Below are 23,408 nucleotides of genomic sequence, written 5' to 3'. Positions count from 1 at the left end.
GGACGGCACACGGACTCCGCCCGGACGGTCTTGCCCGGGGCCGTGCGCCGCCCCGTCGCTCACCGCGTACTGCACACCGTCTTCGGAGCCGCTCTGTTGCCCGCGCCTTGCGCGGCCTGTGCGTCCTGCACCCTCTGCACATCATGGAGGAGGCCCGGGATGTCGGGATCCTGACCGGCGGCGGCCCTCGCGGTGGTCAGCAGGACGGCCTCGTAGAAGGCGTCCCGCACGGCGGGTGCCATGACGTCCGAGGCGTCCAGGCAGCGGGGCCCCGCACCGAGCCGTTGTGCGATCTCCTGTTCGATCGTGCCGCCCTGCGGTGTCACTTGACGGTTCGCCGAGAAGACGTCCGCCAGATCGGCCCACTTCTGCTGGCCCTCCTGGGACGCCAGCCGGCGGATCAGTTCCCGGGCCCGGGGGCTGTTGCCGAACAGCGCCGCGAAGTCGCCGGTCACCTCGTGGGCCCGGACCTGGCTGCCGCCTCCGGGCAGGAGTGGGGCGGAGTCCATCAGGGCCGCGTTCCGCGCGTCGTTCTTGTAGAAGGAGAGCGCGAAGGAGCCCTGGTGCTCCAGCCCGCACCCGCCCCAGCCGTCGAACAGCAGCCCGTTGCCGTCCGGGGCGCCGCGATGGTCGGTGAGCAGAGCGTGCTCGGCCGCGTCCCGGTCCTGCCGGAGCAGACCGGCCCACGCCTCCCAGGCGCCGCGCACCGCATCACTCCGCCACCACTCCACCTCGCCGCTGCCCAGCGCCCAGTCCTCGTAGACGTCCGGGCCCTCCCGTTGCAGTACGAGGTCCTCGATCCAGTCGGTGCCGGGCCAGCCGGAGGCGCCGTCGTCACCCATGCCGATGCACCAACTCCCAACTGGAGCAGACGTGTTGGCGGGCCGGTGACCCTGGCGGTACCAGACGATGCTCTTCAGGTCCGCCTTGACCGGGACCCAGTAGACGTGCTCGGAGGGCGAGCCGGTCGACTTCCAGGGTGCGCCGTACTCCTCGGGGTCGTAGAGGTCGTCCAGCGGTTCGAGGAGGTCCTGGTCGGCGTACTCGGCGAGTTCACCGAGGCCCGGCATGATCACGATGTCCGGCGGCTCACCCGACTGCACCTTGGACAGCAGCACCTCCCGCTGGGCCGCGGTGCCCTGGTAGCGGAAGGGGATGCCGAAGCCCCGCAGCACGGTCTCGAACTGCTCCGCCTGCTTGGCCGTCCACGTCCCGAGAATGGTCACCGGCTCCTCGTCGTCGTGCTGCGCCCAGACCACCACCATGCCGCCGGCGGCGATCAGCAGCATGACCACACCGAAGACCAGCACCTTGAACCGCCGGGTCACCGTCGCCTCCAGTAGTCGTCGTCGAGCCGGAGACCGAGCCCCAGCACGGGCAGGACGACGGCCAGCAGGCCGCCGACGAGCGTGCCCCGGTACATCCTGTCGGCCCAGGCGCCGTCGGCCGTCTGCTGCCGGACCTCCTCCGACTTCTCCGTGACGCGCTGCTGCGCATCGGCCAGCCCCGGGCCGCTGTGCCGGGACACCGCGGTGATCTGCCGCAGATCCCTGACCGCCCCGTCCAGGTCGTCCTCCGTGGAGGACGCCGTCATCAGCGGGACCACCGCGAGCAGCACGGTGAGGACGAAGGCCGCGAGCAGGTACGGATCGACGTCACGGCCGCAGCGGTCGCGCAGCACGAACAGCGCCGACAGCAGGGTCAGCGCCATCGCGGCCAGGGCGAGTTCGGCGAGCCACCACCCGCTGCGCTGCCACAGCCCCATGGCGGCCGTGGCTTCGGCGTGCCGCAGCTGGACCCGTTGCAGTGCGTCCAGGCGCGGGGCGAGTCCCACCGTCTCGCGGGTGAGCAGCGAGTCCGCTTCCTCGAGCTTCTGCTCCCGCATGAGGGGCTGGTCACGGTAGAGGGACGTGCCGAGGCTGAGCGAGTTGCTGTAGGTGGCGAGCAGGCCCTTGACCGTGCCGAGGTCCTGGTCGGTGCGGTCGGCGATCCGGGTCAGTCCCTGGTCGGCGGCCGAGAGCTGGGACCGGTAGGTCTCGCCCGACCCCGCGACGCCGACGAGGTTCATCTTCACCAGGGTGTGGGCCTCCTGGTCGGCGCGCAGGGCGGCGAGCCGGGTGGCGGCGAGCCCCTGCACGGCCGGCGCCTCGCGGGACGCGAGTGCTTCGGCGCTGTGCTGGAGTTGACGGCAGGAGAGGAACAGCGCGGTCGACGCCACGGTCGCGAGCAGGAACAGAGCCAGCAGGTGCGCCTCCAGCAGCCGGCGGGTCCGCCAGGGGCTCAGGCGCCTGCGCCAGAAAGCGGCGGGGGAGTACCGGTGCCGGAGAGTGGCGGGGGAGTACCGGTGCCGGAGAGTGGCGGGGGAGTACCGGTGCCGGAGAGTGGCGGGGGAGTGCCGGTGCCGGACAGCGGTGAGGGAGTGCCGGTGCCGGAAAGAGGCGAAGGGGTGTCGGCGGCGGGAGGTGGCGCGTCCGGCCGTCACAGCAGCTTCTCCCCGCACGCGATGCAGTAACGGGCCTCGCTCCCGGCCGGGGTCCCGCAGCCGCCGCAGTGCGGGCCCGGCCGCGTACCGACGGCGTCGGCCAGGGGGCCGCCGGGGCGGGACCCGGCGCGCAGGATCATCGGGCCGAGGGTGTCGGCGTCGACGGTGCGCGGCCGGACCCGCCCCGCGGCCGCGTCCTCGATGTCGGCGACCGTGCGGATCTCGTCCAGCACCCAGTCCGTGCCGAACTGCGCCGCCAGCCGGGCGGCCTGCCCCAAGCAGTCCTCGGCGGTGTCCCACCGGTGTTCCTGAAGAGCGGTGAGTCCCCGGCGAAGAGCGCTCCGCATCCGGGCGGTGGCATTGAGGTCACGCACACTGTCGGCACCCGCCGGGGCGTGGGGCGGGGACTGCTCGGGGAGGTGCCAGCGGGCGGTGACCGGCACATGGACGTCACCGATGGAGACCATGGCGAACTGCAACTCGGTCTCCAGCGGGTCGGCGTCGGAGTCGGCGACCAGGGTGAGCAGGTAGTCGCGTCTGCCCTGCTCCCACTGGTAGGTCGGAAAGCGCCAGCGGTGCGGTCGGCCGGGCTGGGGCAGGCCCCCGAGGCGGTGCGGCCGGGGCGCCTTCTCACTGAGCGAGACCTGGCGTACGGAGGGCCGCACGGTCACTTCGATCGGCAGTTGGGGAGTGTGCACCCGGCGCAGTCGCTGAAGGGCGGCGGTGATCGCCTGACCGAGTCCGTCGTCCACGAACTCGGCCGTGCCGTGCAGCCGTTCGGCGAGGGTGAGCAGCGGATCGGGGGTCCAATCCGCGCCCACGGCGAAGACGTCACAGGTGAACTGCCCCGCACAGAGGTCCAGTTCCTCTTCGAGACGGGTCTCGCCGACGGCGCTGCTGCCGTCGGTGATCAGCATCAGATGGCGTACGGACACCGGTCGGCCGGCGAGCAGCGCGCGCGATCGGGCCACCCAGGCGGCGTACCCGGCAGGACGCGCCCCCTCCCGGTGCAGCGGAAGCGATCCCGCGACGAAGGCGGCCCGGCGCCGCTCGTCCCGGTCGGCGACGGCCCACTCGTCGTCACCCCGCGGATAGCACCGGGCCGGCTCGGGTCCGCTGCCGAGCAGAGCGAAGGAGATGCGGTCGGGCAGGGCGCGCAGCGCCGCCGGCAGGGCGTGCCGGACGGCGGCCCGGTGGGGTTCGGCGACGTCCACCGCGATGATCACGGCGAGCTGGACCGCGGGCAGGTCGGTGGGAGCGCCGTCGGCGGCCACGTCGACCCGCAGATGGGCCTCGATCTTCGCGCTTCGGTGCGGGCGCAGATCGCCGCCGAGGTCGACGTGCAGTCGGATGCCCGGCTGCGGCGGCCGGGTGTGGCTGCTCATGTCGTACATCACCCTTCCTTCACCTGCGGTGCCGTGCACACGGTGTGCTGCCGGGTGCCGATTCCCTCTGCCGAGTGCCGTGCTGTGCCGTGCTGTGCCGTGTCGTGCGGTGCGGTCACGTTCTGCTCTGCGGTCACGTCTGCTCTGCGGTCACGTCCTGGTCTGCGGCCGTACCGCGTGCATGAGGTCCACGAGGTGTTCGTGGGCGGCGGCCGGCTCCTGGTGGCGTGTCGCCAGTCGCCGGTAGTGCGACTCCAGCTGCTCGCGCAACGCGCGCTCCGACGGGCTCAGACGTCTCAGACGGCGGGCGCTGAGCCGTTCGGCGCCCCTTCCCGGGGAACCGGTCTGGTCGCTGAGGCGGTGCACCGCGTCCAGTTTCCATTCGTGGAGTTCGGTGCTCAGGCGCAGCGCCTCGTCGTCGGACAGGCTCGGCTCCCCGGCGCCCGGTCGTCGGCCCACGAGGCCGCGGAGGAGGGCCAGTGCCGCGTCGACCTCGGCGGGCGCGGGCAGTGGATCACCGTCTCCGGGCAGCCGGGCCGCGCGGATGCGCAGGGCGGCGATCCGGGCGACGGTGTGGTCCAGGGTGCCCTGCCGGACCCGGCCCAGCACGTCGATGGCGGCCCGGCGGTCGTGTGCGCGGAGCGCGATCCTGGCCAGGCCGAGGGCGGCGCCGCCGTGCGCGGGGTTGCGGGCGAACACCGCCGCGTACAGTTCCTCGGCGGTGGGCTCGGCCGTGTCGTCGCCGCCGAGCCGCTCCGCGCAGTAGGCGAGGGCCAGTTTGGGCGCGTACTCGCCGGGCAGTTCGAGGTGTACCTGCGTGAAGTGGGTCCTGGCCTCGGCGACCTGCCGGGGGTCGTCGTCGAGGTCGGCGCTGTGCAGCGCGAGCAGGGCGCGGTGCCACTCCAGCCGCCACCGGCGCACGGCGGACGGCCCGGGGACGGAGTCGGCCGTGTCGAGTTCCTCCTGGGCCCGCCGCAGGTCGTCGCGCGTGTTCCGGGCCAGCAGGACGCGCACGTTGTGCAGGCAGATCTCCACCGAGCGCGGCTTCTCACCCTCCTGCGGGAGGAGCTGGCCCGGGTCGTAGCCGCTGCTCACCTCGAAGCGCGCGGTCTGCGGATCGCCCGGATAGGGGCGCGGCACCGGCAGACAGCCGGCGATCTCGGTGGGGGTGGGGGCGCCGAGGTCGAGGGCCGGTGCCACGGGCGGCTCGTACCGGTCGCGGCGGGGGCGGTCCAGCCAGTGCTCGATGCCCGGCACCGTGCCGAGCCGGGCGCCGAGCAACTGTGCGGACGGCCGGAAGTAGTCGGAGGGCTCGGGCGGGTCGTTCTTGCCGCGCAGCGCACGGATCTCCCGCAGCGCGCCGCGCAGCTGGCCGACCATCTCACGGGCGTCGGCGAAGCGCCGGCCCGGGTCGGTGCGGACGGCACGGTCGACGACCCGCTGGAAGGAGGCGGTGCCGAGGCCGGGCACCTCGGCGACGGCCCAGCGGGCGAGTTCCCGCAGGGTGACGCCGACGGTGTGCAGGTCGTGGGCGACGGTGGGGAGGGCCGACGCCCCGGTCTCGGGCGCCATGTAGTCGGGCGTGACATGGGCGGGCGGCTGGCTCTGGCCCTGTTCGCGCATGCCGCCGAGGTCGATGACCTTGACGCCGGCACTGTGGTGCACGACGTTGGAGGGCTTCATGTCCCCGTACACGAAGACCCGTTCGCCGTCGGCGTGCAGGTGGACGAAGGCTTCGAGGATCTGGCAGCCGTATGCCGCGACGTGCTCGATGTCGAGGACGGACTCACCGCGCCGGACCTCCTCGACGACTTTCGCGAGGGTGCCGTCGCCGACGTCGTCCATGACGATGTAGCCGCCGGTGACCTGGCCGGTGTCGTCGCTGCGGGCGACGAAGTCGCGGATCTGGACGATACGGGGGTGGCGGATGGCGACGAGGTTGCGGCGTTCGACGTCGGCGAGCCGGGCGCCGTCGTGCTCGTACCGGTTGAGCAGTCCCTTGACGGCGACGACGTCACCGAGATGGGTGTCCTCGGCGAGGTAGACCCAGCCCTGGCCGCCGTGCGCGATGGGGCCCATGATCTTGTACTGGTCGCGCAGCAGGTCGCCCTCGGCGAGTTCGGGCCGGTACGAGTAGCGCTCGCCGCAGGCCGGGCAGAAGCCCTCGACCGGCACCGGGCCCTCGGTGTAGGGCGGGGTGAAGGTGATGCCGCAGTCGGCGGACGAGCAGCCCATGCGGATGCGCAGCGGCGCCTCGGGACGGATGAGGCGTTCCCCGGCGGGGCGTGGCTCCCGTTCGGGGAGCGCGAGGAGTTCGCGGGGGCCGAGCAACCGTGGGTCCTCGGGCAGGGCGGGCAGCCCGGGGCCGTTCTCCGCGCGGCCGCACACGGCGCAGTGGCCGGTGGGCAGCACGGTGCCGCCGCAGGGGGCTCCGGTGAAGCGCCGGTGCGGGCAGGTCGTCATCCTCTCGTGGTCCTCCTCCCTTGTGCGGGCCGGGCGGAGCACCGCGTCACCGGTCCCCGTGGCGGCGCAGGTCGGCGCGCAGGGTCCTGATCAGCGCGCGCAGCCGGGTGAGTTGTTCCTGCGGGTCCCGCACGTCGTCGATCAGGCGGCGTGCGGCCGCGTGCCGGTCGGCCGTCTCGGTCACGGAACCGAGGGAGGCGCTGTCGACGACGTCGCGGCGGATCGCCTGGCTGAGCTCCGCCTGCCGCAGCCGGTGGAGCAGCGTGTCCGCGTGGCGGAGGAGCGCGGGCCGCAGGAGCAGGTCGCGGGAGGCGGTCCAGACGGGGCCGCCCTCGTGGCGGAAGACGAGCAGCAGCCGGAAGCCGAACTCCCGAAGCCGGCCCAGGAGTTCGATCAGGGCGCCCGACTGGGGCTCCTCGTCGAGGCCGTCGACGAGGACCGTGACCGGTCGGCCGGGCGCACGGTCGGCCGACCGCGCGGGCCGGGGCTTGGCGCCGCGCAGCCAGTCCCAGTACGCCAGGTATTCGCCGGCGGGGAAGGCGACCTGGTCCAAGGCGTGGTCGATGAGGTCCGGCCGGCCGGCGCCGCCGCGGTGGACGACGTGGGCGCGGTGCGTCAGATGGCGCAGCGAGCGGTCCTTGCCGCTGCCCGGAGGCACCACGGTGATCTTCACCGGGTCCTCGTCCGGGTCGTCGAACCACCGGGTCAACCGCTCCTCGAAACCGTGGTCCCAGGCATACGGGCTGCTCAACTCCTTTACCAACGGCGAGAGTTCGGCGATCCGGTCGAGGGGGATCAGGTACGAGAAGGAGAGCCGGTTGTCTTCGGGCAGCGCCTCGCCCAGGTCGCCGCGCCAGCTGACGACGAGGCCGACGACACGGGCGGGACGGCCTTCCTGGGGCCGGGTGCACACGGCGGCGCCGCTGAAGCCGGCGCGCACCACCTCCGTCCTGGTGACGGCGTCGAGCTGCACCCGCTCACCGCTGGCACCGCCGATACGCCCCCACAGGCTCATGCCGTCGTCGAAGCCCTCCGCGTAACCGGTCGCGTACACCTCCATCCCGCCCCACAGCCTGGGCTCCAGCGGGGCGCGGCGCGCCTGCGGGCGAGGGCTGTCCAGGCGCAGCACGGCGACGTCCTCGCCGCTCTCGCCCTCCGGCAGCCAGCCGCCGGGCAGGACGTGCGCGGAGACCGGTTCGAGCTCGCTGTTCTCGGCGAACTCCAGCCACATCACGGCGTCCCGGTGGCGCACCACGTGCGCGCAGGTCAGCGCCGTGTACTGGTCGACGAGCACGCCCGCGCCACAGATGGGGCCGTGCGCGTCCTCGCGCCGCAGCCTGAGTCTCCAGTCCGCACGCAGTTCCCCCATACCGTCTCACAGTACGCGCAAAGCGTGGTGCGTCCCTAGAGTTGTGAGCGGGGTGGATCGGTCAATACCCCCCGAGGGCTACACCGCCCCTTGTCGAGTGAACGGCAACGCCCCGCGTCGGACGGGTCCGGCGCGGGGCGTGAGGGTCAGCTCTGGGCGGCGTAGGAGACGAAGTCGCTCCACGCGGTGGGGGAGAGGGCGAGTTCGGGGCTCCGCCGGACCTTGGAGTCCCGGACGTGGATCGCCTGCGTACCGTTCGCCACCTCGACGCAGGCGTCGCCGTCGGAACCGCTGTAGCTGCTCTTGAACCAAGCCCGTTCGTCGATGCTGCTCATAGCGCTCCTCGAAGTTGCTTCAGCAGGCTCCTGGAGTCGTCGGAGGTGAGAGCCTGTGAACGCAGTCTCGCATACCGCTGGAGCATGATGCTGACCTCCTTCGGGTCCGAGATCAGCAAGCCTCCACGCTGGCCCTCCGCGTAGCCGAACCACTTGTTGTCCGGGGACTCCAGGAGCATCAACGGTCCGTCGAACCCGGCATGGTCCGGTTGGTATCGCGGCATGACCTGCAACTCGACGTTGAACTGCGACGACCGTTCCAAGAGGCTGTCGAGCAGTTCCCTCGTCACATCAGGGCCTCCCGTGCCGCGTTCGACCAGCGCCTGCTCGATGATGAAGCTGAACGCGATCGGAGGCTTGCGCTCGAACAGTCGCTGGCGCTCCAACCGAGCCGCAACCTGCTCGGCCACCTGCTCCTCGTCCTTCACGGGTGGCACGCTCTCGGTCACGGCTCGCGCGTACCGCTCGGTCTGGAGCAAGCCGGGAATCACCCGGCACTCGTAGGTCCACAAGGTCACCGCCCGCGCCTCCAGCCGAGCCCACTGCCGGAACCAACTCGCCAGCCCCGCTTGCCGCGACAGATGCGGCGCGGCCTTCCGCAGGGCCCCCGTGTTGCCGAGTGCCTCCTCCGCGCGCTCGACGAAGTCCCGGTCCGGCATCCGGCGGCCCTGTTCGACGGAGGCGACCGTGTGTTTGGAGAAGCGGACCAGGCCGCTGAACTCCTCACGGCTCAGGCCCGCGTGTTCCCGCAGGGCCTGGACGACCGCGCCGAACGTGCGCAGACTGTCCGACGCCCCCGGTTCCGCGCTGCCCGCTCCCGTACCGCCGTCCGTGCATTCGTAGGCCACCGTCGGCCACCTCCCGCGCACCCGCCACGCCCGTACCGCTTCTGACTCGGCTCCATCGTCACGCAGAGTGCCGCGTACCGTCTACCGAATGTGCGCGTACGCTGACTCTGCGTACGCGGGTCGCTGCTGGCGAACACCCTCAGACTGCCGCCAGATTGGGCATATGACACCACCGTCCACCCCCGCGACCCGTCAAGGACCCGTCACCGTACGTGTGTTCACGCAGCAGTTCAGCTCCACCCCGCGCGGAGCCCGCCTCGCCCGCCTGCTCGTGCTGCACCAGCTCGACGCCTGGGGCGTCCCGCAGGGCAGCGACGCGTCCGACACCGCCGCCCTGCTCGTCGGGGAACTCGCCGCCAACGCCGTCACGCACGGCCGTGTCCCGGGCCGGGACTTCGAGGTCACCGTCGGTCTCCTCGGCCGGACCCTGCGCATCGAGGTATCCGACACCCGGGACGAGGTACGGCCCCCGGCGCCCGGCGCTCCCCGCCCCGCGTTCCAGCCGCTCGCGGAGACCGGCCGGGGCATGCTCCTCGTGGAGGCGCTCGCCGACCGGTGGGAGGTCCTGGACCGCGCCCCCGTCGGCAAGACGGTCGCCGCCGAGCTGGACCTGACCGGCTGACGGCCCGGACGTCGGGCCCCACAGGCCGTGGCGCCGAGCCGGCGTGGCCGAAGGACTCGTGGCACTGATCAACAACCAGATCGCTACGAAGACCAGCCGCGCATCCGAGAGGCGTCAGATGTCCCGGAAGATCTCGATCTGCGCCCCCACCGAGTTCAGCCGTTCGGCCAGGTCCTCGTAGCCGCGGTTGATGACGTACACGTTGCGGAGTACGGAGGTGCCCTCCGCCGCCATCATCGCCAGCAGGACGACGACCGCGGGGCGCAGGGCCGGCGGGCACATCATCTCGGCGGCGCGCCAGCGGGTCGGGCCCTCCACCAGGACGCGGTGCGGGTCGAGGAGCTGGAGGCGGCCGCCGAGGCGGTTGAGGTCCGTCAGGTAGATGGCGCGGTTGTCGTAGACCCAGTCGTGGATGAGGGTCTTGCCCTGGGCTACGGCGGCGATGGCCGCGAAGAAGGGGACGTTGTCGATGTTCAGGCCGGGGAACGGCATCGGGTGGATCTTGTCGATCGGTGCTTCCAGCTTGGAGGGCCGGACGGTGAGGTCCACCAGGCGGGTGCGGCCGTTGTCGGCGACGTACTCGGGCGTGCGGTCGTGGTCGAGGCCCATCTCCTCCAGCACGGCCAGCTCGATCTCCAGGAACTCGATCGGCACCCGGCGCACGGTCAGCTCGGACTCGGTGACCACGGCGGCGGCGAGCAGGCTCATCGCCTCGACCGGGTCCTCGGAGGGGGAGTAGTCGACGTCGACGTCGATGTGCGGCACGCCGTGCACGGTGAGGGTGGTGGTGCCGATGCCCTCGACCTTGACGCCGAGCGCCTCCAGGAAGAAGCACAGGTCCTGGACCATGTAGTTGGAGGAGGCGTTGCGGATGACCGTGACGCCGTCGTGGCGGGCGGCGGCCAGCAGGGCGTTCTCGGTGACGGTGTCGCCGCGCTCGGTCAGCACGATCGGGCGGTCCGGGCGGACGGCACGGTCGACCTGGGCGTGGTACTGCCCCTCCGTCGCGGCGATCTCCAGCCCGAACCGGCGCAGCGCGATCATGTGCGGCTCGATGGTCCGCGTACCGAGGTCGCAGCCGCCGGCGTACGGCAGCTTGAAGGCGTCCATGCGGTGCAGCAGCGGGCCGAAGAACATGATGATGGAGCGGGTGCGGACGGCGGCCTCGGCGTCGATCGCCCCCATGTCCAGCTCGGCCGGCGGCACGATCTCCAGGTCGACGCCGTCGTTGATCCACCGCGTCCGGACGCCGATCGAGTTCAGCACCTCCAGCAGGCGGTAGACCTCCTCGATGCGGGCGACCCGGCGCAGTACCGTGCGCCCCTGGTTGAGCAGTGCCCCGCACAGCAGGGCCACGCACGCGTTCTTGCTGGTCTTGACGTCGATGGCACCGGACAGCCGCCGTCGGCCCACGACGCGCAGATGCATCGGTCCCGCGTAGCCGAGCGAGACGATCTCGCTGTCGAGGGCCTCACCGATCCGCGCGATCATCTCAAGGCTGATGTTCTGGTTGCCGCGCTCGATGCGGTTGACGGCGCTCTGGCTGGTTCCGAGCGCCTCGGCCAGCTGCGCCTGTGTCCAGCCACGGTGTTGCCGGGCGTCACGGATGAGCCTGCCGATGCGTACGAGGTAGTCGTCTGCCATGAGGCTGAGGTTATCTCAGATATGAGATCACGCCTCTTCCGGGGGGTCATTCGGGTGACGGCGGCGGTGGGGGGTGACGGCTCGTCAGTGGCGCTTGGCCGTCCGCGTGCGACGCCACCCGAAGGGTCCGGGCAGATCCATCGACGTCGTACGGCGTCCGGTGCTGCTGTGGGTGTGGCGCGGGCCGTGCGAGCCGCCGCCGGTCGTGATGGACCACGACCGCCGGTTGATGTTCAGCCGCACGCCCGGCAGGATGCGGAAGCTCTTGCGGAAGGTGAGGGGCATCGGAACCTCCTTCTGTGGACCGTGGGACCGTGCCTCGCCCTTCGTCTACCCCGGCCCGGACGGGCCATGACCGTCCCTCACCGGCCCTCCGCCGTAAGGGCCTTGACCCGCCGCAGTGTCAGTACGGTCTCCGCCTCGCGGACGTCGGCCAGGGCGCCCGTCCTCTCGTCGAGGAAGGCGTACAGGTCGTCGGTGGTCCGGCACAGCACCGAGACGACGAGGCCCGCCCGGCCGGTGACGGCGGCGGCGAAGCGGACCTCGGGACGGTCGGCGACGGCCCGGCCCGTCGCGGCGAGGGCGTGCGGCGGGACGGTCAGCCAGCACAGGGCCTCCACGCTCTGCCCGAGGGGCTCGTGGTCGTACTCCACCGCGAGGTACAGCACGCCCGTCGACCGCAGCCGTTCCAGGCGGCGCTTGACGGTCCCCTCGGCCTGGCCGGTGGCCGCCTGGAGCTCGGTGAGCGTGGCCCGGCCGTCCCGTCGCAGCAGCTCCAGCACCGTGCGGTCGGCGGGTTCCAGGTCGACCGGCGTCCTCGCGGGCGGCGGCGCGGGCAGCCGCAGCGCCCTCTCCTCGTCGGGATCGAGGGCGCTGAGCTTGCGCAGCCAGCGCAGGGAGTTGCCGTAGTAGGTGTGCAGGACGCAGTGGGCGCCGACCGAGGTGACGTACGGGGTGCGCTGGAGACGGTCCAGGAGGAGGTCGTCGCGTTCCCTGGGGGTGCGCGGGGTGATCGCGCAGACGACCTCGGTGCCGCCGGCGACGAGGTCGACGTAGTGGGTGTCGGGGCGCCCCGCGAGGGCGGCGGCCACCTGGGGCGCCGTATTGCGTTCGCAGCCGAGCCGCACGATCCACGTGGCGAGGCCCAGGCGGCCCTCGTCGACCATGCCCGTCACCCGCAGGCGCGCCAGCGTGCGCAGACGCCGGTAGCGGCGCGCGACGGTCTGGTCGGAGACGCCCAGCACCTGCGCGATCCGGCTGAAGGGCGCCCGCCCGTCCAGTTCCAGCGCCTGGAGCAGCTTCAGGTCGACGGTGTCGAGAGACGGAGACGGCATGGGCAGACGATAGATCCCGACCGCGCCGGCCCCGACCTGACCCCGCCCGGTCTCGGTCTCGACCCCGCCCGGTCTCGACCCCGCCCGGTCTCGGTCTCGACCCCGCCCGGTCTCGATCCCGACCCGACCTCCCGGCAGGGCTGCGACGGGCGCCACGGGGAACCCGGGCATGACCAACCAGCCCCCATGTACTAGAGTTATCTCGACATCGAGATATCTGCCGAGGCGCACCGCAGCCGCCACCCTAGTAAGGGTTACCTAACTTAGCCTGACCTTAGCGGATTGGCCAAGCCCGCGTGGCGGCAGAGTGCGGTGGTACGCGCACATCAATGAAGGAGACTGTCGTGTCGGCGAACAGCTTCGACGCCCGCAGCACGCTGCAGGTGGGCGACGAGTCGTACGAGATCTTCCGGCTGGACAAGGTGGAGGGCTCGGCCCGGCTGCCGTACAGCCTCAAGGTCCTGCTGGAGAACCTGCTCCGCACGGAGGACGGCGCGAACATCACCGCCGACCACATCCGCGCCCTCGGCGACTGGGACGCGCAGGCCCAGCCCAGCCAGGAGATCCAGTTCACGCCGGCCCGCGTGATCATGCAGGACTTCACCGGCGTGCCCTGTGTCGTCGACCTCGCCACCATGCGCGAGGCCGTCAAGGCGCTCGGCGGCGACCCGGCGAAGGTCAACCCGCTCTCGCCGGCCGAGATGGTCATCGACCACTCCGTCATCGCCGACAAGTTCGGCACCCACGACGCCTTCGCGCAGAACGTCGAGCTGGAGTACGGCCGCAACAAGGAGCGCTACCAGTTCCTGCGCTGGGGCCAGACCGCCTTCGACGACTTCAAGGTCGTACCGCCCGGCACCGGCATCGTCCACCAGGTGAACATCGAGCACCTGGCGCGCACGGTCATGGTCCGCAACGGCCAGGCCTACCCCGACACCCTGGTCGGCACCGACTCGCACACCACCATGGTCAACGGCCTCGGCGTCCTCGGCTGGGGCGTCGGCGGCATCGAGGCCGAGGCCGCGATGCTCGGCCAGCCGGTCTCCATGCTCATCCCGCGCGTCGTCGGCTTCAAGCTGACCGGTGAGCTCAAGCCCGGCACCACCGCCACCGACCTGGTGCTGACGATCACCGAGATGCTGCGCAAGCACGGCGTCGTCGGCAAGTTCGTCGAGTTCTACGGCGAGGGCGTGGCCGCCACCTCGCTCGCCAACCGCGCCACCATCGGCAACATGTCGCCGGAGTTCGGCTCCACCGCCGCGATCTTCCCGATCGACGGCGAGACCCTGAACTACCTCAAGCTCACCGGCCGCTCCGAGCAGCAGGTCGCGCTCGTCGAGGCGTACGCCAAGGAGCAGGGCCTCTGGCTGGACCCGAAGGCCGAGCCGGACTTCTCCGAGAAGCTCGAGCTGGACCTGTCCACCGTCGTCCCGTCGATCGCCGGCCCGAAGCGCCCGCAGGACCGCATCGTCCTCGCGAACGCCGCCGAGCAGTTCAAGCTGGACGTCCGCAACTACGTCGACGTCGTCGACGAGGCGGGCCAGGAGTCCTTCCCGGCCTCCGACGCCCCGGCCGTCGCGCCCAACGGCGCCCCGTCGAACCCGGTCACCGTCACCGCCCCCGACGGCTCGACGTACGAGATCGACCACGGCGCGGTCACCGTCGCGGCCATCACCTCCTGCACCAACACCTCCAACCCGTACGTCATGGTCGCCGCCGCGCTCGTCGCGAAGAAGGCCGTGGAGAAGGGCCTGACCCGCAAGCCGTGGGTCAAGACCACCCTCGCCCCGGGTTCCAAGGTCGTCACCGACTACTTCGACAAGGCGGGCCTGACCCCGTACCTCGACAAGGTCGGCTTCAACCTCGTCGGCTACGGCTGCACCACCTGCATCGGCAACTCCGGCCCGCTGCCGGAGGAGGTCTCCAAGGCCGTCAACGACCACGACCTCGCGGTCACCTCGGTCCTCTCCGGCAACCGGAACTTCGAGGGCCGGATCAACCCCGACGTCAAGATGAACTACCTGGCGTCCCCGCCGCTGGTCGTCGCGTACGCCATCGCGGGCTCCATGAAGGTGGACATCACCCGGGACGCCCTGGGCGCCGACCAGGACGGCAACCCGGTCTACCTGAAGGACATCTGGCCCTCCGAGGCCGAGGTCAACGACGTCGTGGCGAACGCCATCGGCGAGGACATGTTCAGCAAGTCCTACCAGGACGTCTTCGCGGGCGACGCCCAGTGGCAGTCCCTGTCGATCCCGACCGGCGACACCTTCGAGTGGGACCCGGAGTCGACCTACGTCCGCAAGCCCCCGTACTTCGAGGGCATGACGATGGAGACCACCCCGGTCTCCGACATCACGGGCGCCCGCGTCCTCGCCAAGCTGGGCGACTCGGTCACCACCGACCACATCTCCCCGGCCGGCGCCATCAAGGCCGACACCCCGGCCGGCAAGTACCTCACCGAGCACGGTGTGGAGCGTCGTGACTTCAACTCCTACGGCTCCCGCCGAGGCAACCACGAGGTCATGATCCGCGGCACGTTCGCCAACATCCGCCTGCGCAACCAGATCGCGCCGGGCACCGAGGGCGGCTACACCCGCGACTTCACCCAGGACGGCGCCCCGGTGTCGTTCATCTACGACGCCTCGCAGAACTACCAGGCCGCCGGCACCCCGCTGGTCATCCTGGGCGGCAAGGAGTACGGCTCCGGCTCGTCCCGCGACTGGGCGGCCAAGGGCACGGCCCTCCTCGGCGTCAAGGCCGTCATCACCGAGTCGTACGAGCGCATCCACCGCTCGAACCTCATCGGCATGGGCGTCCTGCCGCTCCAGTTCCCGGCCGGCCAGTCGGCCGACTCGCTCGGCCTGACCGGCGAGGAGACCTTCTCCATCACCGGCGTGACCGAGCTGAACGACGGCACCACGCCGAGCACGGTCAAGGTCACCACCGACACGGGCGTCGAGTTCGACGCGGTCGTCCGGATCGACACCCCCGGTGAGGCCGACTACTACCGCAACGGCGGCATCATGCAGTACGTGCTGCGCAGCCTGATCCGCAAGTAGGCGGTCGGGCGGGCCGCCCCGCAGGGCGGCCCGCCCCAGGCGGCCGAGGGCCGCATCCCCGGTGCCGGGGGTGCGGCCCTCGCCGTGTGCCGTGTGCCCTGTTCCAGGACTTCGCCGCGTTCGCCCCGGGTCATCACCTACCCTCAGGTGGAACACAGGGTTCCCTCAGCGGGCCGGGACAGGATCGGGACATGACTGCCGCCTCCTCGTCCCGAACCGGCCGCGTCCGCGTGCTCATCGTCGACGACGAGCCCGCGCTGACCGAGGTCCTCTCCGTGGCCGTGACCGAGGCGGGCTGGCGCCCGTACCCCGCCCCCGACGGGCAGAGCGCGCTGCGGCTGGCCCGCGGCTGCGCCCCGCACGCCGTCGTGCTCGACGGAATGCTGCCCGACCTGGACGGCATCCAGGTCCTGCGCCGGCTGCGCCACGAGAACCCCGGGCTGCCGGTGCTCATGCTGACCGCGCGGGACACCCTGGAGCACCGCATCGACGGGCTGGAGAACGGCGCCGACGACTACGTCACCAAGCCCTTCTCGCTGGAGGAGGTCGTGGTGCGGCTGCGCGGGCTGCTGCGCCGCGCCGGCGCCGAACGGACCCGCACCGACAACTCCGTCCGGGTCCTCGGCGACCTCGTCGTGGCCGTCGAGTCGCGCGAGGTGCACCGCGACGGCGACCGGATCGCCCTCACCGCCAAGGAGTTCGACCTGCTCGGCCTGCTGATGGACCATCCGCGGCAGGTCCTGAGCAAGGCACAGATCCTCGACCACGTCTGGTCCAGCTCCTTCGACGGCGGCGGCAACCTGGTCGAGGTGTACATCTCCAGCCTGCGCCGCAAGATCGACCGCGGCCGCGCGCCGATGATCCACACCGTGCGCGGCGTCGGATACGCCATCAGACCGGTGGGGGCCCGCTCATGACCCCGCCGCGGACCGGCACCGCCCGCCGTCGCGGCCCGCGCGCCCTGCGGCTGGCGGGCCGCTCCCTGCGCACCCGGCTGCTGGTCCTCATCGTCGTCACCCTGGTCGGCGTGTGCGCGGCGATGGCCGTCACCACCGTCCTCACCCAGCGCGCCTTCCTCTACGGCAACCTCGACGGCAGGGTGGACAACGCCGCCGCCCGCGCCCTGGGCGGCGCGTGCCTCCACCCCGAGCTGGCGGCCGATCTCACCTTCCTGAGGGAGAGCGGGCAGCCGTTCGGGATGATCGCCGCCCGCTACGACGAGGACGGCACCATCCTGTCCGCGGCCGTCGTCCGCCAGGACGCCCCGCCCATGATGTTCAGCTCCGCCCAGGTCGCCGCCCTGGAGGGCATCCGCGCCGACGGCGCCCTGTACAACCGCACCCTGCCCGGCCTGGGCACCTACCGCCTCACCGCCCGCGAGAACAACGACGTCCGGGTCATCGTCGGCCTGCCGAGGGACCAGGTCGAGGGCCTGATCGGCGGACTGGCGGTGGTCGAGGCCGTCATCGCCCTCGCCGGACTGGCCGTCGCGGGATGTGTGTGCGCCTTCGTCATACGACGACAGCTGCGCCCCCTCGGCCGGGTCGCCGCCACCGCGGTCGAGGTGTCCCGGATGCCGCTGTGCCGCGGCGAGGTCGCCGTCCTCACCCGGGTGCCCGAACGGGACACCGACCCGACCAGCGAGGCCGGGCAGGTCGGCGCCGCCCTCAACCGCATGATCGACCACGTGGAGTCCTCGCTCGCCGCCCGCCAGCGCAGCGAGGAGCGGGTCCGCCGCAGCGAGGAGCGCATGCGCCGCTTCCTCGCCGACGCCAGCCATGAACTGCGCACCCCGCTCGCCTCCATCGCCGGGTACGCGGAACTCATGAACCGCGGCACGGACCGCATCGAGCCGGGCGTGGCCTGGCGCCGGGTGACCGCCGAGTCCGCGCGGATGACCGGTCTGGTGGAGGACCTGCTGCTGCTGGCCCGGCTGGACGAGGGCCGGCCGCTGGAGTCCGCCGAGGTGGACCTGGCCGCGCTGGTCGCGGAGGCGGTGTGGGACGCGCGGGCCGCGGGCGGCGACCACGACTGGCAGCTGGAGCTGAGCCTGGACCCCCCGCCCCTGGTCCTCGGCGACGAGGCCCGCCTCCACCAGGTGGTGGCCAACCTGCTGGCCAACGCGCGGGTGCACACCCCGGCGGGCACCAGGGTGACCACGGTGGTGACCGTGCGGGACGGCCGGTGCGCCGTCCGGGTCCGCGACGACGGTCCCGGCATCCCGCCGGACCTCCTGCCGAGCGTCTTCGACCGCTTCACCCGGGCCGACACCTCCCGCGCCCGCAGCACCGCGGCCACCGGCGCGGGCCTCGGCCTCGCCATCGCCGCCGCGATCACCACGGCGCACGGCGGGCGGATCGACGTCCGCAGCGAGCCGGGGCGCACGGAGTTCGTCGTCGAGCTGCCGGCCGTGGCGGAGACGGAGGCGGAGGCGACGACGTGGGAGGCGGAGGCGTCGGTCCCGTGAGGACGGCGCCGTGAGGACGGCCCCGCACTCCGGACGGCCGGAGCGAGTGTCGTAGATCACATCGCTAGGGCGATCACTTTCCCGTGCCGGGGCGGTCGTAGCGGACGACATCGTCGACCCGCCCAGGAAGTCGACCAGCCCAGGAAAAGGACCCGACCGCCATGACCGCACCCGTGAAGGGCCCCGCGAGTTACTTCCCGTCGATCGAGAAGAAGTACGGCCGTCCCGTGGCGGAGTGGAAGGACCTGATCCGCTCCTCGCCGCTGACCCGGCACATGGAGCTGGTGAACTGGCTGAAGGCCGAGCACGGCCTGGGGCACGGCCACGCCAACGCGCTCGTGGCGCACACGCTCGCCGAGGACGCCGGCGCGTAGCGGCGCCGGGAGGGGCGGTGCCCGTCGGAAGTGCGTCGTCGAACGGCGGCGCACGGGGCGACACCGCCGAAACGGCAGCGTCCCACCCCGTTTACAAGCCGGTCTTTCCGCGCTACCTTCCGCCTCAGGTGGAGTGGGAGCGCTCCCATATCGGCGGACCGGAACCCGCCCGGGAGTGCTCCCCCTCCGCCCATCCCTCCCGGCCGGTCCGGGGCACCCCCCTCTCCGCACCACACCGGTGCCCCCGCCGCCGTACCCCCTGTACCCGCACGCCGGTCCGTACATGGAAGGACGGACTCCGCCATGGATCATGTCATGATCACGACATGTACCTCCCGCTCGGGATCACGTACCAGAGCCCTCTTCCTCGTCCTCGTCTCCCTCCTCGCCGTCGTCCCCGCCCTCGGCCTGATCGTCGTCACCACCGGCGGTGAGGCCGAGGCCCACGGCACCCCCATGAAGCCCGCCAGCCGCACCTTCCTGTGCTGGCAGGACGGGCTGACCGACACCGGTGAGATCAAACCGGTCAACCCGGCCTGCGCCAACGCCCAGCAGGTCAGCGGCACCACGCCGTTCTACAACTGGTTCTCGGTGCTGCGCTCCGACGGCGCCGGCCGCACCCGCGGCTTCGTGCCCGACGGGCAGCTGTGCAGCGGCGGCAACACCAACTTCACCGGCTTCGACGCCCCCCGCGACGACTGGCCGCTCACCCACCTCACCTCGGGCGCGACGGTCGACTTCTCCTACAACGCCTGGGCCGCGCACCCGGGCTGGTTCTACGTCTACGTCACGAAGGACGGCTTCGACCCGACCCAGACCCTCACCTGGGACGACATGGAGGACCAGCCGTTCCTCACCGTCGACCACCCGCCGCTCAACGGCACCCCGGGCACGGTCGAGGCCAACTACTCCTGGAGCGGACAGCTCCCGGCGAACAAGTCGGGCCGCCACATCGTCTACATGGTCTGGCAGCGCTCCGACAGCCAGGAGACCTTCTACTCCTGCTCCGACGTCGTCTTCGACGGCGGCGACGGCGAGGTCACGGGCATCCACGAGCCGGGCGACCCGGCCGAGCCCGTGCCCGGCACCTGCACGGCGACCCGCACGACGACGGGCTCCTGGACCGGCGGCTACCAGTCCGAGGTGACCGTCACCAACTCCGGCGACGTCCCGATGCTCGGCTGGATGGTCGACTGGACCCTGCCGGACGGCCAGACGGTCGCCAGCCTGTGGAGCGGCAACGCCACCTACGACGGCCAGGCGGTGATGGTCCACAACGCCGACTGGAACGGCTCGCTCAGTCCGGGCCAGAGCACCACCTTCGGATACGTCGTCTCCGGCACCGGCGGCGACAGCACGACGACCCTTCCCTGCCGGGTCGGCTGACCGACGGCCGCCCGGCCGACCGGCGACCGCCGCAGGCCCGGATCGGGTGGCTGCACCGGGAACGGACCGGGTGGCCGCCGCAGGCCCGGATCGGGTGGCTGCACCCGGCACAGACCCGGCGACCGCCGCCGACATGAACCCGGCGGCCGCCGCCGGCCACGGACCCGGTGGGCGCACGAGCCGCGTGCCCACCGGGTCCGGTCACGGCGCACGGCAGGGCCGGGCGGATCGGCGGCGGGGGCGGGGGCGGGGCGGGGGTGTAGACCGACAGGGGCGCGGAGCGGCCGGGATGTGCGTCAACGGGGACGCGGACCGGCCGGGACGCGTGTCGGCGGGGACGCGGACCGGCCGGGACGCGTGTCGGCGGGGACGTGGACCGGCGGGGACGCGTGTCGGCGGGGACGTGGACCGGCGGGGACGCGTGTCGGCGGGGACGTGGACCGGCCGGGACGTGCGTCGGCGGGGACGCGATCCGGTAGGGATCAGGCGGACCTCGCCCGCTCCCGCCCCAGCACCCCCGCCAGCCAGCCCAGTTGCCGCCGCACCTGCTCGGCCTCGCCCCCCTCGTGCCCGTTGTACGGATACGCGTGCAGTTCCTTGCGCACGCCGTCCCCCTCGCCGTCACCCCCGCCGCCGGCCGTCTCCCCGTACCGGTTGAAGGCGGCGTACGTGCCGCTCGGCGGGCAGACCGTGTCGCGCAGGCCGGTGCCGAAGTGGGCCGGGGCGTGGGCGCGGCGGGCGAAGGAGACGCCCTCGACGTAGGAGAGCGTGCGGTACGCGGCCCGTTCCCGGCCCCGGTGGACGGAGAGGTACGCGGCGATCTCGCCGTAGGGACCCGCGTCGGTGAGGTCCAGGGCGCGGCGGATGCCGCACAGCAGCGGGGCGGTGACCAGCGCGGCCGCCAGCCCGGGGACCAGGCCCGCGACGGCCAGGGCGAGACCGCCGCCCTGGCTGTTGCCGACGGCGGCGACCCGCGTCCCGTCCACGCCGGGCAGCGACCGCACCGCCGCCACCGCCCGCACCGCGTCCGTGATCAGACGCCGGTAGTGGTAGTCGTGCGGGGCGAGGAGGCCGCGGACGGCCGGGCCGGGGCCGCCGGGCGCGACGGCGTGCGGATCGGCGGTGGCGCCGCCGTTGCCGTACTGGTCGCCCTGGCCGCGGTTGTCCATCAGCAGATGCGCGTACCCGGCGTTCACCCAGGTCAGCCGCTCGTGGGGGAGGCCGCGGCCCCGGCCGTAGCCGACGTACTCCACCACGGCGGGCAGCGGGCCGTCCACGTCGGCCGGCCGGCTGAACCAGGCGCGCACCGGGTCGCCGGCGAAGCCGCGGAAGGTCACGTCCCAGGTGCGGGTCAGGCGCAGACCGGTCTCCACGGGCGCCACGGACACCAACGGCTCGTGCCGGGACGCCTCCTGGAGCGTGTCGCGCCAGAACGCGTCGAAGTCGACGGGCTCTTCGAGCGCCGGACGGTACTGCTCCAGCTCCCTGGGCGGCAGGTCGAACGCGGGCACGGCGACACCTCGCAGGAGTCGGTGGCAAGGAGGAAACTTGCGGAGACGGCGGGCGTGGACTCCCGGGTTCTACCCCGCTGTCCGGGCGTTCCAACGCCGCATCCGTGTCGCGGATGATCCCCGCACGCCCATTGACAGCGCTTTCTGGGTGCCCCTAAGTTGCCGCGAAGTTACCGGTAAGAGCTCGAAAGTTTCGGTACCGCGTCCCCCACGGGAGGCCCGAGCATGAGCACCTCCACCACGCCGGCACCACCCCCCGGCACCCAGGACCCACCACCCCCCGACCGGACCCCCTGCCCCGCCCGCCCCACCGCGCGCACCGGCCTGCGGCGGGCGCTGCGCCGCGACTGGCAGCTGTACTCGCTGGCCGTCCTGCCCCTGCTGTTCTTCCTCGTCTTCCGCTACCTGCCGATGATCGGCAACGTGATCGCCTTCCGCCGCTTCGAGCCGGGCGGCTCGATCCTGGGCGAGCAGTGGGTGGGCCTGCGGTACGTGGAGATGTTCCTGTCCGACCCGACCTTCTGGCAGGTCTTCCGCAACACGCTCTGGCTGGGCGCGCTGACCCTGGTGTTCTGCTTCCCGGTCCCGATCGTGCTGGCGCTGCTGCTCAACGAGGTGCGTCGCACGGCGCTCAAGCGGTTCGTGCAGTCGGTGTCGTACCTGCCGCACTTCCTGTCGATCGTGATCGTCGCGGGCATCACCATGCAGATGCTCGCCACCGACGGGCCGGTCAACCACGTCCTCGGCTGGTTCGGCCACGACCCGGTGCGGTTCATCCAGGAACCCGAGTGGTTCCGCACGGTCTACGTCGGCTCCGAGATCTGGCAGACCGCGGGCTGGGGCACGATCCTCTACCTCGCGGCGCTCACCACGATCGACGACGACCTCTACGAGGCCGCCCGCATCGACGGCGCGAACCGCTGGCAGCAGATCTGGCACGTCACCCTGCCCGGCATCCGCCCCACCATGATCACGCTGCTGATCCTGAACATCGGCACCTTCATGGCCGTCGGCTTCGAGAAGATCCTGCTGCTGTACAACCCGCTGACCTATCCCACGGCCGACGTGGTCTCCACCTACCTCTACCGGACCGGCGTGGAGTCCAACAGCTTCAGCTACGCCGCCGCCATCGGCCTGTTCGAGGCGGTCATCGGGCTGGTGCTGATCACCTCCGCGAACCAGCTGTCGCGCCGCACGGTGGGGACGAGCCTGTGGTGAGCCCCGACCGGCCGACCCGCGGCTACCGGATCTTCCAGGGCGTCAACGGCGTGATCCTCGGCCTCGTCGTGCTGGTGACCCTCTACCCCTTCGCCAACATCGTCGCCCGCTCCTTCAGCGGCGAACGGCAGATCCGGGCCGGTGAGGTGACGCTGTGGCCCAAGGGGTTCGACCTCACCACCTACGACATCGTCCTCAGGGACACGATGTTCTGGCGCAACTACGGCAACACGGTGCTCTACACGGTGGTCTCCACCGCCGTCGCCATGACCCTGACGACCTGTTACGCCTACGTCCTGTCGAAGAAGAACCTCAAGGGGCGCGGCGTCCTCGTCGGCGTCGCCGTGTTCACCATGTTCTTCTCCGGCGGCCTGATCCCCCACTACGTGCTGATCACCAGCCTCGGACTGAAGAACTCCGTGTGGGCGATCGCCCTGCCCAACGCGATCAGCGTCTTCAACCTGCTGGTGATGAAGGCGTTCTTCGAGAGCCTGCCGGCCGAGCTGGAGGAGGCCGCGGAGATCGACGGCCTGAGCACGTACGGCATCCTGCTCAGGATCGTGCTGCCGCTGTCCAAGGCGGTCATCGCGACGATGGTGCTGTTCTACTCGGTGTCCTTCTGGAACTCCTGGTTCTCCGCCTTCCTCTACATGGACAGCGCCGACCTGATGCCGGTCACGGTCTACCTGCGCAACCTCATCGCGGGCGCCACCGGCGCCACCAGCGCCGGCGCCACCACCGAGCAGGGCACCCAGGTCGCGGCGAACATCCAGGCGGTCACCATCGTGCTGACCTCGCTTCCCATCCTCTGCGTGTACCCGTTCGTCCAGCGCTACTTCGTCTCGGGCGTGATGCTCGGCGCGGTCAAGGGCTGACGGTCCCGCACCCGACGTACGGACCCAAGGGAG

The 23,408-nt window shown here is 71.8% G+C and carries 19 protein-coding genes; 8 read left to right on the top strand and 11 right to left on the bottom strand.

Annotated elements, in window-relative coordinates; all coding sequences use genetic code 11:
* Nucleotides 1-59: 59 nt before the first annotated feature.
* The 7 genes from ACFYWQ_RS12455 to ACFYWQ_RS12425 form a co-directional block, all read right to left on the bottom strand.
* The gene (locus ACFYWQ_RS12455; protein ID WP_389515485.1) at nt 60-1,328 is read right to left on the bottom strand and encodes an ABC transporter substrate-binding protein; all 1,269 of its coding nucleotides are present in this window, start codon (nt 1,326-1,328) and stop codon (nt 60-62) included.
* Nucleotides 1,325-2,482: a hypothetical protein gene (locus ACFYWQ_RS12450; protein WP_389515483.1), complete on the bottom strand. Its 1,158-nt coding sequence runs from the start codon at nt 2,480-2,482 to the stop codon at nt 1,325-1,327. Before ACFYWQ_RS12450 ends, ACFYWQ_RS12455 begins: the two co-directional genes overlap by 4 nt.
* Entirely contained in the window at nt 2,479-3,867 is a 1,389-nt protein-coding gene (locus ACFYWQ_RS12445; protein WP_389515482.1) for a hypothetical protein, read from the bottom strand. Before ACFYWQ_RS12445 ends, ACFYWQ_RS12450 begins: the two co-directional genes overlap by 4 nt.
* Nucleotides 3,868-4,017: 150 nt before the next feature.
* On the bottom strand, nt 4,018-6,330 hold the full coding sequence (locus tag ACFYWQ_RS12440; RefSeq protein ID WP_389515481.1) for a tetratricopeptide repeat protein: 2,313 nt from the start codon (nt 6,328-6,330) through the stop codon (nt 4,018-4,020).
* Between the two features lie 46 nt (nt 6,331-6,376).
* Complete coding sequence (locus ACFYWQ_RS12435) at nt 6,377-7,699, bottom strand: serine protease (RefSeq protein ID WP_389515479.1); 1,323 nt, start codon at nt 7,697-7,699, stop codon at nt 6,377-6,379.
* 146 nt (nt 7,700-7,845) lie between these two features.
* Entirely contained in the window at nt 7,846-8,034 is a 189-nt protein-coding gene (locus ACFYWQ_RS12430; RefSeq protein ID WP_389515477.1) for a DUF397 domain-containing protein, read from the bottom strand.
* Complete coding sequence (locus ACFYWQ_RS12425) at nt 8,031-8,882, bottom strand: Scr1 family TA system antitoxin-like transcriptional regulator (protein ID WP_389515475.1); 852 nt, start codon at nt 8,880-8,882, stop codon at nt 8,031-8,033. The genes ACFYWQ_RS12430 and ACFYWQ_RS12425 overlap by 4 nt, the downstream gene beginning before the upstream one ends.
* 163 nt (nt 8,883-9,045) lie before the next feature.
* On the opposite strand from ACFYWQ_RS12425, the gene ACFYWQ_RS12420 reads away from it, so the two are divergent.
* The gene (locus ACFYWQ_RS12420) at nt 9,046-9,504 is read left to right on the top strand and encodes an ATP-binding protein (RefSeq protein WP_389515473.1); all 459 of its coding nucleotides are present in this window, start codon (nt 9,046-9,048) and stop codon (nt 9,502-9,504) included.
* A 114-nt stretch (nt 9,505-9,618) separates the two neighbouring features.
* On the opposite strand, the gene ACFYWQ_RS12415 is transcribed toward ACFYWQ_RS12420, so the two are convergent.
* From ACFYWQ_RS12415 to ACFYWQ_RS12405, 3 genes are all read right to left on the bottom strand, one after another.
* Nucleotides 9,619-11,148: a helix-turn-helix domain-containing protein gene (locus ACFYWQ_RS12415; RefSeq protein WP_389515471.1), complete on the bottom strand. Its 1,530-nt coding sequence runs from the start codon at nt 11,146-11,148 to the stop codon at nt 9,619-9,621.
* An 84-nt stretch (nt 11,149-11,232) separates the two neighbouring features.
* Entirely contained in the window at nt 11,233-11,433 is a 201-nt protein-coding gene (locus ACFYWQ_RS12410) for a DUF4236 domain-containing protein (RefSeq protein WP_389515470.1), read from the bottom strand.
* Nucleotides 11,434-11,510: 77 nt separating this feature from the next.
* Nucleotides 11,511-12,482, bottom strand: coding sequence for an Lrp/AsnC family transcriptional regulator (locus ACFYWQ_RS12405; RefSeq protein ID WP_389515469.1), 972 nt, complete (start codon nt 12,480-12,482; stop codon nt 11,511-11,513).
* A 344-nt stretch (nt 12,483-12,826) separates the two neighbouring features.
* On the opposite strand from ACFYWQ_RS12405, the gene acnA reads away from it, so the two are divergent.
* The 5 genes from acnA (at nt 12,827) to ACFYWQ_RS12380 (ending at nt 19,771) form a co-directional block, all read left to right on the top strand.
* Nucleotides 12,827-15,544 carry an aconitate hydratase AcnA gene (gene acnA, locus ACFYWQ_RS12400; protein ID WP_389515467.1) on the top strand — a complete coding sequence of 906 codons (2,718 nt, stop codon included), beginning with the start codon at nt 12,827-12,829 and terminating at the stop codon, nt 15,542-15,544.
* A 191-nt stretch (nt 15,545-15,735) separates the two neighbouring features.
* A complete protein-coding gene (locus ACFYWQ_RS12395) occupies nt 15,736-16,461 on the top strand; it encodes a response regulator transcription factor (RefSeq protein ID WP_389515466.1) in 726 nt (241 codons plus the stop codon).
* Nucleotides 16,458-18,011 carry a sensor histidine kinase gene (locus tag ACFYWQ_RS12390; protein WP_389515464.1) on the top strand — a complete coding sequence of 518 codons (1,554 nt, stop codon included), beginning with the start codon at nt 16,458-16,460 and terminating at the stop codon, nt 18,009-18,011. Before ACFYWQ_RS12395 ends, ACFYWQ_RS12390 begins: the two co-directional genes overlap by 4 nt.
* Nucleotides 18,012-18,172: 161 nt before the next feature.
* Nucleotides 18,173-18,385, top strand: a complete 213-nt coding sequence (locus tag ACFYWQ_RS12385; RefSeq protein ID WP_389515462.1) for a DUF4287 domain-containing protein — start codon at nt 18,173-18,175, stop codon at nt 18,383-18,385.
* A 315-nt stretch (nt 18,386-18,700) separates the two neighbouring features.
* Nucleotides 18,701-19,771, top strand: a complete 1,071-nt coding sequence (locus ACFYWQ_RS12380; protein WP_389515460.1) for a lytic polysaccharide monooxygenase — start codon at nt 18,701-18,703, stop codon at nt 19,769-19,771.
* 482 nt (nt 19,772-20,253) lie between these two features.
* On the opposite strand, the gene ACFYWQ_RS12375 is transcribed toward ACFYWQ_RS12380, so the two are convergent.
* Entirely contained in the window at nt 20,254-21,282 is a 1,029-nt protein-coding gene (locus ACFYWQ_RS12375; protein WP_389515458.1) for an acetylxylan esterase, read from the bottom strand.
* 225 nt (nt 21,283-21,507) lie between these two features.
* Here ACFYWQ_RS12375 and ACFYWQ_RS12370 point away from each other — a divergent pair, with 225 nt between their 5' ends.
* Complete coding sequence (locus tag ACFYWQ_RS12370; protein ID WP_389515456.1) at nt 21,508-22,500, top strand: ABC transporter permease; 993 nt, start codon at nt 21,508-21,510, stop codon at nt 22,498-22,500.
* Complete coding sequence (locus tag ACFYWQ_RS12365; RefSeq protein ID WP_389515454.1) at nt 22,494-23,375, top strand: carbohydrate ABC transporter permease; 882 nt, start codon at nt 22,494-22,496, stop codon at nt 23,373-23,375. Before ACFYWQ_RS12370 ends, ACFYWQ_RS12365 begins: the two co-directional genes overlap by 7 nt.
* Nucleotides 23,376-23,408: the final 33 nt, after the last annotated feature.

This window comes from Streptomyces sp. NPDC003247, assembly GCF_042888135.1.
GTDB lineage: Bacteria > Actinomycetota > Actinomycetes > Streptomycetales > Streptomycetaceae > Streptomyces.
Note: the sequence above shows the minus strand (reverse complement) of the source record. Positions and strands in the feature narration are given on the sequence as shown.